Origin of the sequence: Oceanicaulis sp. (genome assembly GCF_965284345.1) — a bacterium.
GTDB classification, from domain to species: domain Bacteria; phylum Pseudomonadota; class Alphaproteobacteria; order Caulobacterales; family Maricaulaceae; genus Oceanicaulis; species Oceanicaulis alexandrii_A.
Genome location: NZ_OZ260073.1, coordinates 2,476,063 through 2,489,931 on the forward strand (window position 1 = coordinate 2,476,063; position 13,869 = coordinate 2,489,931).

Sequence of the window (13,869 nt, forward strand, 5' to 3'; positions counted from 1 at the left end):
GAACACTGATTACCAAGCTGAATAAAGGCTGGCGGGCGCCCGCATTCCTGCGGACGACCGCCTTTCGCCTCACGCTGCTGTCTGCGGCGCTTTTTGCGCTGTCGAGCTTCGTCATCCTGGCGCTGGTCTATGCGGCGTCCGTCAGTGCGGCCATGCGCCGGGCGGATGCGTCGATCTCCGCCGAGGTCGCCGAAATCCAGCAGCTCTATGAAGAACGCGGCTATCAAGGCGCCTATCGCTATCTGGTGCAGCGGTCCGTGGGCGGCGGCGAGTTTTTCTACATGCTGCTCGACCCCAACGGCCAGCAGCTGGTGGGCAATATCTACGGCCTGCCCGAAGCGCCTACGGATCCGCAGGGGCGGGTGCGCTTCACCTATGACCGCCAGCCGGTGGAAGGGGTGAATGACCGCGCCGAAGAAGGCCGGGAAGCCCGTGGCCAGATCGTTGAGCTGGGCGATGGCTATCAGCTCTTCGTCGGCCTCGACGTGGAGGAAGAAAACCGCTTCGTCGCCAACACCCTCAACTCGGTTCTGATTGCGTCAGGATTGTCGCTGGCGCTTGGCATCGTGTCCGGCGCCGTGGTCAGTCGGCGGTTCGCCCGGCGCCTGGACGGCATCAACGCTGCGGCGCGGGCGGTGATGACAGGGCGCCTCGAGACCCGCGCGCCACGAACCTATTCCGGCGATGAGCTCGATGAGCTGTCACAGAATTTCAACGACATGCTCGACCGGGTGGAAAACCTGATGCATCGCATGCGCACGGCGGGCGATTCCATTGCTCACGATCTGCGCCTGCCGCTGACCCGCATGCGCGGCCGCATTGAATCCGCTCTGGTGGAGGAAGGCGATGTGGAGGCGCGCGAAGCGGCGCTGATCCAGGCGGTCAGTGATGTGGACGAGCTTCTGAAGACCTTCAACGCCGTTCTCTCGCTCTCTCGTCTTCAGACCGGTGAGCGCCGCCGCGCCTTTGACCCGGTCGATCTCAGCGTGCTCATGGAAGACATGTGCGAGCTTTATGAGCCGGTGTGTGAAGATGCGGGCACCGATTTCAAATGCGAGTGCGAGCCCGGTCTGACCGTGATGGGCGACCGTGAGTTGATCGCCCAGTCCATGGCGAACCTGATCGATAACGCCATCAAATACACCCCCGATGGCGGCGCCATTGCGCTTAGGGGCCGCAAGACGGGCGAGGGGCGGGTCGAAATCTCCGTTACCGACACCGGCCCTGGCATCCCGGCGGAAGACCGCGAGCGGGTGCTGGAGCGTTTTGTGCGTCTCGATCGCTCCCGCAATCAGCCCGGCGTCGGTTTGGGTCTGTCATTGGTGAACGCCATCGCGGAAGTGCATGGCGGGGTGCTGAGCCTGGATGACGGCCCCGGCGCCGTGGACGGGTCCGGCCCCGGCCTCAGGATCGCTCTGACCTTTCCGAAGCGGAAATAGGCTAGTCCTCATCGTGGCCGCTGGTGCGCAAGGTCTGAAACTTGCGCAGAATGGATCTCAGGCGAAAGCCACACAGCAGCAATCCAAAGCCGATAATGGTCTGCAATGCGCTCTCCAGCAGGTTCGGCGAGGAAGGGTCGCTCCAGCCTTCTGTAACCCCGACGGCCGAGTGATGGTTATCCATGAGAGGCGGTGGTCTAACAGCCTCGACAACCAGACTACTCAAAATGTTGGGAATGCTGTCGATAAGAGTCGCGGCGCCTAGCAAGCACAAACCAATCAGAACAAAGTCTTGAGCATCAATATTGACTGTTTCGCCAGATTCAGAGTGAGGCGCCATACGCTCTGCGATCAATTCTGCGTAGACCCAAAGCCCGACAGCGATCGTGAACGTGACTCCTTCCAAAAGAAAGTCTTGCACGAAAAACTGATCGCTATCGGAGGATGAGGACATGCTGATGGTCAGCACCAGATTGGTAAGGAACAGCAAGCCAGCATATGTACCCAGATACAAAGCGAGCAGGCGGATCGCCGCCACACAGAGATTTTTGATCATGGATTCCCCTCCCAGGAGAATTGAACGGTAAGGGAAGCCGAACCACCTCGCAATCTTGCGGCCGCCCGCAACGCTCTGCACTCTGCGCTTATGACCGCGCCCCTGACTCACCGCCTCACCAAGACCTTGCCCAATATCGCGCCGGACCGGTCGCAGCGCGCGCGTGAGCGTATCGGCGCCGCCGCGTTTGAAGTCTGGGGCGAGGAAGGGGCGGCGTTTCTCGACAGCGTGTTCGCCGCCGCGCCCTATCTGGCGCGGACAGCGGCAAGGCGGCCTGAAACGTTGGCGATGCTGGCGACAACCAGCCCTGAAGCCCTGATCGAGCGCTTGTGCGAGACCGCGCGCGAGGCGGCGCGGCTTGAAGACGATGCAGAGGTGAGGGCGGTGCTGCGCCGGGCCAAGCTCGACCTGCATCTGGTCACGGCGCTGGCGGATCTGTCGGGCGCGTTCAGCCTCAAACAGGTGATGGCGGCGCTCACGGAGTTCGCCGACGCCGCCGTGCAGGCGAGCCTCGCTTCAGCCGCACGCAGCTATGGCGTCGCGGTGAGCGATCCGCTCAACCCGCTGCCGGGTTATTTCGTGCTGACCCTGGGCAAGCACGGCACGCGCAGCCTGAATTTCTCATCCGACATTGATCTTGTGATCGCCTATGAGCCCGAGATCATCGAGGCGCCGGAGGGTAAGGACCCCCTGAAACTGTTCTCGCGCATCGCACAAAAGCTCAGCGCGATCATGCAGGACGTCACCGCGGACGGATATGTCTTCCGCGTGGATCTGCGGCTGCGGCCTGATCCGGGCTCGACGCCGGTGGCGGTCAGCGCGGACATGGCGCGCTATTATTTTGAAGCGCTGGGGCAGAACTGGGAGCGAGCGGCCTACGCCAAGGCGCGCGTCTGCGCCGGCGACCGGGCGGCGGGCGAGGGGTTCTTGAAAGACCTCACCCCCTTCATCTGGCGGCGGACCATGGATTTCGCCGCGGTCGAGGACATTCGCTCCATCGCAAAGCAGATCCAGGCCGTGGGCAAGCGCGCCGAAGTGCGCGCGGCGGGCCATGACGTGAAGCTGGGACGCGGCGGCATTCGAGAGATCGAGTTTTACGCCCAGTGCCTGCAGCTGGTGTTCGGCGGCCGCATGCCCGCCGTTCGCGCCCCGGCCACGGTGGATGCTTTGTCTGCGCTCGCCGCCCATGACCTGATGGACTCAGACGAGGCGGACGCCCTGATCGCCTATTACGTCGCCTTGCGGGATGTGGAGCACCGCATCCAGATGCTTGAAGACGAGCAGACCCAGACCCTGCCGCTGCAGTCGGAGACGCGGCGGGCGGTGGCGGCGTTGTCGGGCGCGGATGATTTGTCAGAGTTTGACGCGCGCATGACCGCGCTGTTCGGCGCCGTGCATGCGGCCTTCTCCGCTCAGTTTGATGACGGCGACAGCCTGGCGACAGAGGCGGGCAGTCTGGTCCTGACCGGGGTCGAACCGACGCCTGACACCCGAAACACTCTGGACCGGCTGGGCTTTTCCCAACCTGACCGAGTGTGGGAGCGTTTGGCGGGCTGGGCGGCGGGCCGGGCCCGCGCGGCGCGCACCGAGCGTGCCCGGCGTTTGTTCTCGCGGTTTGCGCCGCGTCTGATCGAGGCGCTGGCGGCCACGGGTGACCCCGACGCCGCCTTCACCCGGTTCTCGACCTTCTTTGAAGGCCTGCCCAGCGGCGTGCAGCCCTTGTCGCTGCTGGTGAACCAGCCCGAGCTTGCCCGGGAGCTGATCGCCATGCTGGGGCTGGCCCCACGCCTGGCGGAGGTGCTGGCGCGCCGTCCGGCGCTTCTGGACAGCTTGCTCGACCCCGCTTTCACTCGGCCTCTGAGCGAAGACCCGCCCGCGTATCGGATCGAGCGGTTTTCGGGCCTGGAGGCGCTGGACTATGAGCAGGCGCTGAACGCGGCCCGACGGTTGGCGCGTGAAGAGAAGCTGCGGATCGGCGGTCAGTTGTTGCTGGGTCGCGCGCGGGCCCAGGACGCCGGCCAAGCCTATGCCGATCTGGCGGACGCGTCATTGGGGGCGATGGCGCAGGCGGCGCTTATGGAAATGACCCAGCGTCATGGGCCGCCGCCCGGCGATTGGGCGGTGCTGGGGTTAGGCAAGCTGGGCGGGCGTGAGCTGTCGGCGACGTCTGATCTCGACATCATGCTGGTGTTTGATCCGACCGCTGAAGCATCGGACGGACCGCGTCCGCTGGGCGCACAAACGTACTTCATCCGCTTCACCCAGCGCCTGGTCTCGGCGCTGACAGCCCCGACCGAGGAAGGCGAGCTGTATGAGGTGGATCTGGCCTTGCGGCCTTCCGGCTCGGCGGGACCGGCGGCGGTCAGCCTGTCGCGTTTTGAAGGCTATTATCAGACGTCTGAAGCCTGGACCTGGGAGCGCATGGCGCTGACCCGCAGCCGGATCGTGGTCGAGGGCGGCCTGGCGGCGCGGCTGGACCGCGCCATCTCCGCCGTGATCGAGACGGCGGGTCCTGCGGACATGCTGAAATCGGACGCGGCTAACATGCGCGCGCGCCTTGAACGCGATAGGCCGGCGCGCTCGCCCTGGGATATGAAGCTGCGTCCGGGTGGATTGATCGACATCGAGTTCATCGCCCAGATCGGGCAGCTGGTTTTGAACAAACGCCTGGGCGCGGACACCCAGGGCGCGCTGGACCGGCTGGTGGAGGCGCAATGGCTGGACAAGGCGGATGGCGAGGCGCTCAAATCGGCGCATGAGCTGTATGCAGACCTGACCCAGATCCTGCGCGCCGCACACGGCGCCGCCTTTGACCCGGACAAGGCGAGCGAGCCCTTCGCCCGCCGCTTGTGTCAGGCGGCGCATTGCGAGGATCTGGGGTGCGCCGCCGACGCGCTGAACGTCAATGCAGGGCGCGTGCGCAGCCTGTTTGAGCGCTATGTCGGGGACGTGACTTTCGCTGCGACGGAATAAAGCCATGCCAAGCGTACCACAGGTATCAGCGAGGGAGAGAACAAGCCCCGCTTAGACACAGGAGATTGGTACGATGAAGAGACTGATGAGCGCCGCAGCCCTTGTGCTGGTTCTGGGATCTGGCGCGGCCCTGGCTCAACCCGTGGGATCGGACGGGCCGGGCGCCCGCGGTTTCGGACATCATGAGCGCGGGGCGCACGGTCGCGGGCATGGCGGACGCGGCATGCGCGGCTTGATGATGCTGCAGGCTGCGGACCTAAACGGCGACAACACCGTCACGCGCGCAGAACTGGAACAGATTCAGACTGAGGAGTTTGCCTACCGGGACCGCAATGGCGACGGCTTCCTGGATCAGGCGGACGCCTCCCCGATGCAACAACGCATGATGGCGCAGCGGGAAGCGCGTCGTGAAGCGCGTGAAGAGGAGCGCCCGCGACGCAGGGGCGGACGCGGTCAGGATCGCGAGGGCATGATGGACGGATTTGACTCCGATGAGGATGGCCGCATCTCGCGCGCCGAATTCCTGGCGCGGCCTCAAGGGATGTTTGATCGCCTGGATGCTGATTCCGACGGCTCCATCACGCCTGAAGAACTTGATGCGCATATGCAAGACCGGGCGGAACGGCGAGACGAACGCCGTGCGCGCTGGTGGCGCGACTAGCCCCACTTGCGAGAGCTGCGCGCGTGTCCCGCCCCGTCCTGAAAGTGATTGAAGGTTCCCCCCGCCGGACGGGCGGAGGTGAGGAGACGCGCGCCGCTGACGCGGCGTTGGCGGCTGGCGTCGCTCGCGGCGACGCCGCCGCCATTCGCGCGTTGACCCAACGCTGCCTGCCCAGAGTGCATGCTGTGGCGACGCGCTTGCTGGGCGACCGGTCAGAAGCGGAGGACGTGGCGCAGGAGACCTTCTTGAAGGTCTGGCGCAAGATCGGGCTTTATGATCCCGAACGCGCAAGGCTTGAGACCTGGGTGACCCGAATCGCCATGAACGCGTGCTATGACCGCTTGCGCAAGAAACGCGAGGGCCAGATCAGTGACGATGCGCCCGAACAAGCCGATGATGCGGTCAGCGCAGAGGCGCGGCTGACGGGCGAGGACGCCCTGACGCGGGTGAGGGCGGCTGTCGCCGCCTTGCCGGAGCGTCAGAAACTGGCGCTGGAATTGTGCCATTTTCAGGACCGGACCAATATCGAGGCCGCCCAGATCATGGACGTCAGCGTCGAGGCGATGGAATCGCTTCTGGCGCGCGCCCGCCGGAGCCTGAAAAAGACATTGGCGCGCGATCGCGACGAGCTGATCAAGGACGCTGCTGGATTGCATGGATCGGGAAGAGAGCTATGAGCAAAGACATCATGATGACCCCGGACCGGTTTTCTGAACTGGCTGACGCCTATGGCGGGACGCTGGAGCGCTGGCCCAGTGACGTGCAAGCTGCGGCCCGCAAATTCTGCGATGCCGAGCCCGCTTTTACGCAGGCCTGTCTGGAAGAGGCGTCCGCGCTCGACCATTTGCTTGATCTGGACGCCAGCGCGCCGCCTGCGCCGGCGCTATATGAAGCCATCACCGCTTCGGGCTTGCGCCGCGCCTATGCGCCGCCGCGCTGGGCCGGGATCGCAGCCGCGGTCGCACTGATGTTTGGCGCGGGCACAGGATGGGTCGGCTCCCAGATGAACGCTCAGCCGACAGACGATGTGATTTACGCCAACGCTTTCTCTGTGCTGTCAGAGACGCAACCCCTGTTTGAGGACGCCTCATGAGTCGGATCAATCTCTGGATCGCCTTGCTATTGGTCTCCGTTCTCCTGAACGGCGTCCTGATCGGTGCTGGCGCGCATCGATGGCTGAGCGATGACGGCGCTGGACGCGCCTCTATCCGGGCTGACGCCGCAGACGCGGCGAGCGTACGCGGCTTTGAACCGCGCAGTTTCTTCCGCGCGCTTCCCGAAGACTATCGCAGACCTGTGTTTGAACAAATGGAGGGCTCCCGCGAGGAGGTGTTCGCCCTGATGCGGGATCTGGGCGAGAAGCGTCGCGCTGTGCGCGCCGTGCTGACCGCTGAGCCGTTTGATCCGGACGCCGCCCAGCAAGCGCTGCGCGAAGCGCGAGAGGCGCGCGCCCGGCTTGAGCAACGCACAGAAGCCCTGATCCTGGACGCGGCGGCCACCCTGCCGGCGGATATTCGCCGTGAGGCGTTCGAACGGGCTCTGACCCGGCGCGGAGACGGGGATCATGACAGGCGGCGTCATCGTCGTCATGAGGGTGATCGGGACGGCAGAGATCTCGATCGGCGCGGACCGGACGGGCCGCCGCCAGGCGACGGGCCGGATCGCGACTAAGCTTCGGCCTCAGTCATCCAGACGATCAGGCTTCCGCCGTGGCATCGGCGATCAGCCCGCTTTGCTCTACCGGATGAGCCGGCAGGGTGAAGGAGACCGTGGTGCCTTCCCCCAGCTTGGAATCGATGCGCAGGGCGCCGCCATGCAATTCGATCAGGGATTTCGACAAGGCCAGGCCAAGGCCGGAGCCTTGATGCTTTTTGGAGTGCTGGCTCTCGATCTGCTCGAACGGACGGCCCACGCGTAGCAGATCGTCTTCGGCGATGCCGATGCCGGTGTCTGACACTTGCATCACCACGCCGTCCGCCGCCTGAAAGCCCCGGAGTTTCACCTTGCCGCCTTCCGGGGTGAATTTCACAGCATTGGACATCAGGTTGAGAAGGACCTGTTTGAGGGCGCGCGGGTCAGCGGAGATTTCCGGCAACTCATCGCCTTCAACGGTCAACTGAATGGATTTCTCTTCAGCGCGGGCGCGCATAATGCGCACGCATTGCTCAATGACTTCTGACGGCAGGAGGGGTTCGGGCTGGAGCTGCATCTTGCCCGCTTCGATCTTGGACATGTCCAGAATGTCATTGATCAAAGACAGCAGATGCTGCCCCGAGCTCAGAATGTCGCCGACATAGTCCTGATAGCGTTCATGGCCCAGCGGACCGAACATCTCCCCGGCCATGATCTCGGAAAAGCCGTTAATGGCGTTGAGCGGCGTGCGGAGTTCGTGGCTCATATTCGCCAGGAATTCGGACTTGGAACGGTTGGCTTCCTCGGCGCGGATTTTCTCCTGCTCGTAATTGGCGGCCAGCTCCTGCACGCGCTCCTGGGAGCGACGCAAATTCTCGACCGTGCGGCGCATTTCCCGGTCATTTTCCTTGAGCGCGCTTTGCTGTGCCTTGAGCGCCGTGATGTCGGCGCCGACGCTGACCAGGCCGCCATCGGCGGTGCGCCGTTCGGCATAGTGGATCCAGCGCCGGTCCTTCAGCTCAAGGTCATAGTCATTTTGGCCGTCGTCAGAGGCATGCGCCATTTTGATGGCGGGCGCAGCGGCGGCTTCAACCTGTTCATAACTGGCGCCGATGCGCAGGTCGGATTCAGAAAATCCGAAAAAGTCGCGAAATTTGCGGTTCCAGAGCACCAGCCGTCCGCGCGCATCCCACAGCACGAAGCTCTCGCTCATGGATTCCAGCGCGGCGCGCAGACGCGATTCTGCGGCCGCCACGCGCGCCTGGGCGCCTTTGCGCTCGGTGATGTCGATGGCGACGCCGATGATCCGCCGGGTTTGCGGCAGTAGACGCCCGCGCAATTGCAACCAGACGGGCAGACCCGCGGCGCGCACTTCTAGGTCCACATCTTGTGCATTCGCGGCGCCGCGCAGCGCAGCGCGGACTTTGGGCCGGTCTTCTTTGCCCAGCAGCAATAGAAGTTCAGGGCCAGACATGGACTCGCCGCGTGCGCGGCCGATCAGCTGGGCGAAGGAATCCGTCAGCACGACTTCATCAGTATCGAGATCCCAATCCCAGACACCGCAGCGCGCACCTTCGATGGCGAGGTGCAGCCGGCCTTCGGAATCGGTCAGTTTCGCCTGGGTGTCGCCCAGCCGGCCCATCTGATTGCGTAGAACGATCGACAAGGCGATCGCTGTGCCCAGAGGCGCCAGAAACAAGAGAAGGTGGAACAGCAAGGTGCTGTTCCAGGCGCTGCGATTGATGCCGTCCGGACCCAAGCTCAAGGCTTGCAGCGGGGCGCCGGTGATGGCGGCGGCGCCCAGAATGCGGTCCTCGTCGCCCAATTGTGCGCCGCGCATGGCCCCGCCATTGCGCGCCATGGCCGAGACAGTGGCGGGATCGAGACCCAGCCGCTCGGCGGCGAAGGGGGCGCCGGCGAACGGAGTCGCCGGGTTCAGAGCCAGCAAACGTCCTTCGGCGTCCGTCAGCATCGCCACATCATCGCTGTTCCAGCGCGGCAGCAATTCCTGCGGGGTCAGGCTGGCGACCAGAGCCCCCACCGATCCGTCAGACAGCGGCGCAGGAGCTGTGAGCACGAGCGGCGGAGTCCGCCCCGGTCTGGCCGCAAGCCCTGTGCTCGTCTGCAAGGCGGCGTTCGCCGCTTCGCGCAACATGTCCGGGTCTGCAGCGCCGGCGGCGATCAGGCGTCCGTCAGGCGTGAGAAGAGCGGCGGCGTCCACCCAGGCCGCCTCGATCAGATTGTCGAGCCCGGCCTGGGCGCCGGCGTCAAGACTGGCCGGGCTCATCACTTCGAGCTGGGAGGCGGCCATGGCCAGCGCGCCGCGCACTTCAGACAAGCGTCCCGAGACACGTTCGGCGATGAAGGCGGCGGTGCGCGCCTGCGAAGCCTCAGCCTCGGCTCGCGCTGCGGTCCATTCCTGATGCAGCTTGACCAGGATGACGCAGCCGAACACCAAGGAGAAGGCGATGACGGCCAGTGTCGTAGGCCATAAAGAGCCCTTCGCTTCAGCATCAGCCGAAACGGTGGAGCGGTCGCGTTCAGCGCCGCGCGCGGACTGTTGGCCGACACGAATCATCCTTCACAAAGTAAGGTGCTCCGCGGGCGTTCGTCCAGCGCCGTAAATGACAGGTTAAGAGGGGGCGCCGGGCCGGTCAGGCCATCAGCTGGTCAATGGCGCTCTGATCGTTTTCATCACCGGTTTCAGAGACATCAACCCCGTCGCCGGCATCAGGGTTTTCTGAGGCGACAGACCGGCGCTCGGGACCGTTATAATCCTCGTGTTTGCGGCGGCGGTCCGGGCCCAGATAGTTCGCTGTTTTCACAAACGGGCGGGGATTGTTCACCACCGCCACGATCTTTTCCCACATCTGCCGCGCGGTGACGGGCTTGGCGCAGATCTCGGTGACGCCAGCGTCGCGCGCGGCCATGATGCGCGAGCGCTCGGTATGCGCGGTCAAAAGGATGATCGGCACGAAAGGGTTTTTCATATCAGCGCCGCGGCGGACCATCTGAATGAACTCCAGTCCGTCCAGAAGCGGCATCTGATAATCCACGATAATCAGGTCGATAGGCTCATGACGTGCAATTTCGAACGCTTCCACGGCGTCGCGCGACTCGTGGGTGCGGGAAATGCCGAAACCAAGCAGCATCGAGCGGACAATGCTGATCATGTGAGCATTGTCGTCGATGATCAGGGTGTTCACATTGCCCATGCGGGGCGTCATGGCCGCAGCTCCATTGGTTCAGCGCGTCTGTCTGAATCCTGTTCAGCCTAGGGCGTATGCTGTTGCCGTGTGGTTAATCCACTGACAAATCATCCGGCTGGCTTGTGTCGGGGCGAGCGTTCACGGCCCGAATTAACTCCGCCGCCGTTTTGGCGAGCGTGATGGTCTGGCTGGAGGCGTCCGGATCATCCTGAGCCGAGCGCACCAGGCGTTCGGCCAATGCAAATAGACTGGGCGCATGCACGATCAAGCGCGCCTGATGCTCGATCCGGCCCGGATCACGATCATATTCAGCGCCCGGCACACGCCAGCCGCCCCAGTTCTGGGCGTCGGTGACCACCACAGGATAGCTGCCCGGCTGGGGGTGGTGGGCGCATTCCTCAGCGGTTTGCCATTTATTGCGCGCACGCATCAGCCGCCAATGGCCGACCTGGGAATCCTCGACCGCTTCAGCGCTCAGTTCATCAGTTGTGAAATCACGTCCAAGCCCGCAATCATAAAGCACTTTTACAGGTTCTTCGACGTCTCTCACCCAATGGGGTTTGACCTTTTCGATCACCGCCCATGTGCCAACCGGTTTGACGTAAACCCGCTGGTGTTTGTGAAACTCAGCCTTCGCCATGTCATACTCCCTATGCGGTGAGGATGGCATGCTGGTCTCAAAGCCGAGTTAAACTCCTTGGTTAATCGCCCTTGCGCCGTCTGAGCCTGCGACAATTGGAGCAACACCGGCCAGTGGCGGGGGCGCTGGCGAAATGAAACACTGGCCCCATGACCTGGCTTCAGACGGACCCTTCGCACTGCAGTTCAGAGTCGCCCGACCAGGTCGTGCGCCGTTTTGGCGGCGATGCCTCAGACGGGCTGGAGGAGGCGGAAGCCTGCAAACGCCTGGCTGAAGGCGGCGGCAATGTCATCGATGTTCAGGAACGGTTTTCGCCGCTGAGAGCATTGCTGCATCAACTCATTGATCCATTGGTGATCCTGCTGGCGGTTGCTTCGGGCCTGGCGGCGCTCTTGGGTGAGGTGCTGGACGCGGTGATGATCAGCATCGTGGTGGCGCTGAATGTGGGATTGAGCTTCTTTCAGGAATGGCGCGCTGAGCGCGCGCTCGCGGCGATCGCCGGACTGATGACGCCCCACAGCACTGTGATCCGGTCGGGGCGCCGCCAGCAGATCAGTGCGCTGGAGCTGGCGCCGGGGGATCTGGTCGAGATCCGGCGTGGCGACCGGACGCCCGCCGATCTGAAATTGATCACTGCGGAAGCGCTATTGATGGACGAGTCGCCGCTGACGGGTGAATCCCGGGGCGTGCATAAGGCGCCGGGCGCGGACCCTGAAGGGGCGCCGGTTCATGATCGCGCCTCCATGGCGTTCGCCGGAGCTTTGGTGCTGGATGGGCATGCGACCGGGCTGGTGGTCGCGACCGGCGTGCGCACCGAGTTTGGGCGCATCGCAGCGCTTGCGGGTTCGGTCCAGCGTCTGGCCACTCCCTTGCAGCGCAGACTTGGCCGGTTGAGCGCCAAGCTGGGCGGGCTGGCGATCCTGGCGGCGCTCGGCATCATGTTGATCGGGGTCGCGACCGGGCGTCCGCTGCTGGAAATGGTGTTCACCGGCGTTTCGCTGGCGGTGGCGGCGGTGCCCGAAGGCTTGCCGGCTGTGGTGGCGCTGACCCTGGCTCTGGGCGTGCGCGCCATGGCGCGGCGCAATGCGCTGGTCCGGCGGCTGAGAGCGGCGGAGACTTTAGGCTCGGCCACGGTCATCTGCACCGACAAGACGGGCACTCTGACCACGGGCGAGATGACGGTGGTGGAAACGCTCACCGCTCAAGGCCGGTGGGAGGCCGGGGGCGGAGAGCCTGATACGCTGGCGCATGCGACGCTCTATTCCGCCGGGGTTTGCAACAATGCCGAGCTGTGTCCGGACGGCGCGGTGCAGGGCGAGCCGACCGAGCGGGCCTTGATGCTTGCCGCGCTGGAGCACACCACGCTGGACGGCGGTGCTCCGCCGGACCGCCTGGCGGAGCAGCCGTTCAGCGCTGAACGCAAACGCATGTCCGTTCAGGTGCGCGATGGCGACGCCGCCATGACCCATCTAAAGGGCGCGCCTGATTTTGTACTGCCTTTGTGTGCGCATCTGGCGACGCAGACCGGCGCCGTGAAAATGGATGAGGCGGCGCGGCGCGACTGGACCGAACAGGCCGAGGCCATGGGGCGCCGCGGTCTACGTGTGCTCGCCATTGCGCGCAAAGCCCATAGCGATGCAGATCTGGTAGAGCACGACCTGACCTTTCAGGGGCTGGTGGGCTTGATGGATCCGCCGCGGCCACGGGCGCGCGCCGCCCTGGATGCAGCCCGCAGCGCCGGGCTTCAGGTGATCATGATCACAGGCGACGCGGCGGGTACGGCGGAAGCCATCGCCCAGGCGGTGGGCTTTGCTCCTGGCCGGGTGCTCAGCGGCGCCGAGATTGACGGTCTTGATGATGCGGGTCTGGATCAGGCGCTGAAAACAGCGAACGTGCTCAGCCGCACCACGCCCGAACACAAGCTGCGGGTGGTGCGTCACCTGCAGACCGCGGGTGAGGTCGTGGCCATGACCGGCGATGGCGTCAACGATGCGCCCGCGCTCAAACAGGCCGATATCGGGGTCGCCATGGGAATCCGTGGCTCGGATGCGGCGAAGGCGGCGGCGGATCTGGTGCTGCTCGATGATGATTTCAGCACCATAGTGGACGCGGTGCGCGAAGGGCGACGTCAGGAGGCGGCGATCCGCAACTTCACCTGTTTCCTGCTGGCCACCAATCTGGGCGAAGTGCTGGCGGTGGGGCTGAACATCGCGTCCAGTGCGCCGCTGATCCTGACGCCCTTGCAAATCTTGTGGGTCAATCTTCTGACGGACGGCCCGATCGCGTTGGTCCTGGGCGCGGAACGCGCAGCGCCTGATCTGATGTCGCGCCCTCCGCGCCGCCCCGGAGCGCCGGTGGTGGACAGGACCGCGCTGGGCGTGATCGCGGCGTTCGGCGCGGCTTCGGCGGCGGCGGCGCTGGCGGCGTTCCAGGTCTCAATGTCGTTGGGTGACGAGGCCGCGAACGCAGCCGCTTTCAGCGCTGTGGTGATCTTGAGCGCCTGCATCGTCTTCAGCTTTCGCTCTCAAACCCTTCCGCTGGCGCGGCTGGGATGGCGCAGCAATGCCTGGCTGCCTGTAGCGGCGCTGGCGGCGGTTGCAACCCAGCTGGCCCTGGTGTTCGCGCCGCCCTTGCAGGCCTTGATGGACTTGGCGCCGCCCAGCGCTCTGTCCTGGCAGATTATCGCCGGATCAGCGATTGCGCTGCTTATCATTCCCGAAGCGATCAAATATCTCCTGCAGGCGCGCCGGCGCAGATGA

General features: G+C 64.6%; 11 protein-coding genes. 7 read left to right on the forward strand and 4 right to left on the reverse strand.

Going from position 1 to position 13,869, the window contains the following annotated elements; all coding sequences use genetic code 11:
- Positions 1 to 152: 152 nt before the first annotated feature.
- A complete protein-coding gene (locus ACQ66J_RS12020; protein ID WP_375549537.1) occupies positions 153 to 1,439 on the forward strand; it encodes a sensor histidine kinase in 1,287 nt (428 codons plus the stop codon).
- Between the two features lies 1 nt (position 1,440).
- On the opposite strand, the gene ACQ66J_RS12025 is transcribed toward ACQ66J_RS12020, so the two are convergent.
- Positions 1,441 to 1,995, reverse strand: coding sequence for a hypothetical protein (locus tag ACQ66J_RS12025; protein WP_430431813.1), 555 nt, complete (start codon positions 1,993 to 1,995; stop codon positions 1,441 to 1,443).
- A gap of 90 nt (positions 1,996 to 2,085) precedes the next feature.
- Between ACQ66J_RS12025 and ACQ66J_RS12030 the strand changes: the two genes are divergently transcribed.
- From ACQ66J_RS12030 to ACQ66J_RS12050, 5 genes are all read left to right on the forward strand, one after another.
- The gene (locus ACQ66J_RS12030; RefSeq protein ID WP_430431814.1) at positions 2,086 to 4,968 is read left to right on the forward strand and encodes a bifunctional [glutamine synthetase] adenylyltransferase/[glutamine synthetase]-adenylyl-L-tyrosine phosphorylase; all 2,883 of its coding nucleotides are present in this window, start codon (positions 2,086 to 2,088) and stop codon (positions 4,966 to 4,968) included.
- An 85-nt stretch (positions 4,969 to 5,053) separates the two neighbouring features.
- Positions 5,054 to 5,629 (forward strand): EF-hand domain-containing protein, encoded by a 576-nt coding sequence (locus ACQ66J_RS12035; protein ID WP_430431815.1) that lies wholly within the window; start codon positions 5,054 to 5,056, stop codon positions 5,627 to 5,629.
- 23 nt (positions 5,630 to 5,652) lie between these two features.
- Positions 5,653 to 6,306, forward strand: a complete 654-nt coding sequence (locus ACQ66J_RS12040) for an RNA polymerase sigma factor (RefSeq protein ID WP_430431816.1) — start codon at positions 5,653 to 5,655, stop codon at positions 6,304 to 6,306.
- Positions 6,303 to 6,722, forward strand: a complete 420-nt coding sequence (locus tag ACQ66J_RS12045; protein WP_430431817.1) for a hypothetical protein — start codon at positions 6,303 to 6,305, stop codon at positions 6,720 to 6,722. Before ACQ66J_RS12040 ends, ACQ66J_RS12045 begins: the two co-directional genes overlap by 4 nt.
- Positions 6,719 to 7,300: a periplasmic heavy metal sensor gene (locus ACQ66J_RS12050; protein WP_430431818.1), complete on the forward strand. Its 582-nt coding sequence runs from the start codon at positions 6,719 to 6,721 to the stop codon at positions 7,298 to 7,300. The genes ACQ66J_RS12045 and ACQ66J_RS12050 overlap by 4 nt, the downstream gene beginning before the upstream one ends.
- 25 nt (positions 7,301 to 7,325) lie before the next feature.
- Here the strand turns inward: ACQ66J_RS12050 and ACQ66J_RS12055 are convergent, their stop codons facing one another.
- From ACQ66J_RS12055 to ACQ66J_RS12065, 3 genes are all read right to left on the reverse strand, one after another.
- Complete coding sequence (locus ACQ66J_RS12055) at positions 7,326 to 9,839, reverse strand: ATP-binding protein (RefSeq protein ID WP_430431819.1); 2,514 nt, start codon at positions 9,837 to 9,839, stop codon at positions 7,326 to 7,328.
- Between the two features lie 76 nt (positions 9,840 to 9,915).
- A complete protein-coding gene (locus tag ACQ66J_RS12060) occupies positions 9,916 to 10,488 on the reverse strand; it encodes a response regulator (RefSeq protein WP_430431820.1) in 573 nt (190 codons plus the stop codon).
- Positions 10,489 to 10,561: 73 nt separating this feature from the next.
- On the reverse strand, positions 10,562 to 11,110 hold the full coding sequence (locus ACQ66J_RS12065) for a hypothetical protein (protein ID WP_375549528.1): 549 nt from the start codon (positions 11,108 to 11,110) through the stop codon (positions 10,562 to 10,564).
- A gap of 149 nt (positions 11,111 to 11,259) precedes the next feature.
- Here ACQ66J_RS12065 and ACQ66J_RS12070 point away from each other — a divergent pair, with 149 nt between their 5' ends.
- On the forward strand, positions 11,260 to 13,869 hold the full coding sequence (locus ACQ66J_RS12070; RefSeq protein WP_430431821.1) for a cation-translocating P-type ATPase: 2,610 nt from the start codon (positions 11,260 to 11,262) through the stop codon (positions 13,867 to 13,869).

Bases quoted from the DNA above. Each gene is read 5' to 3' on its own strand.
- ACQ66J_RS12065 (WP_375549528.1), bottom strand. From the start codon at position 11,110: ATGGCGAAGGCTGAGTTTCACAAACACCAGCGGGTTTACGTCAAACCG.
- ACQ66J_RS12025 (WP_430431813.1), bottom strand. From the start codon at position 1,995: ATGATCAAAAATCTCTGTGTGGCGGCGATCCGCCTGCTCGCTTTGTAT.
- ACQ66J_RS12020 (WP_375549537.1), top strand. From the start codon at position 153: ATGCGCCGGGCGGATGCGTCGATCTCCGCCGAGGTCGCCGAAATCCAG.
- ACQ66J_RS12070 (WP_430431821.1), top strand. From the start codon at position 11,260: ATGACCTGGCTTCAGACGGACCCTTCGCACTGCAGTTCAGAGTCGCCC.
- ACQ66J_RS12055 (WP_430431819.1), bottom strand. From the start codon at position 9,839: ATGATTCGTGTCGGCCAACAGTCCGCGCGCGGCGCTGAACGCGACCGC.
- ACQ66J_RS12030 (WP_430431814.1), top strand. From the start codon at position 2,086: ATGACCGCGCCCCTGACTCACCGCCTCACCAAGACCTTGCCCAATATC.
- ACQ66J_RS12035 (WP_430431815.1), top strand. From the start codon at position 5,054: ATGAGCGCCGCAGCCCTTGTGCTGGTTCTGGGATCTGGCGCGGCCCTG.
- ACQ66J_RS12045 (WP_430431817.1), top strand. From the start codon at position 6,303: ATGAGCAAAGACATCATGATGACCCCGGACCGGTTTTCTGAACTGGCT.
- ACQ66J_RS12060 (WP_430431820.1), bottom strand. From the start codon at position 10,488: ATGACGCCCCGCATGGGCAATGTGAACACCCTGATCATCGACGACAAT.
- ACQ66J_RS12050 (WP_430431818.1), top strand. From the start codon at position 6,719: ATGAGTCGGATCAATCTCTGGATCGCCTTGCTATTGGTCTCCGTTCTC.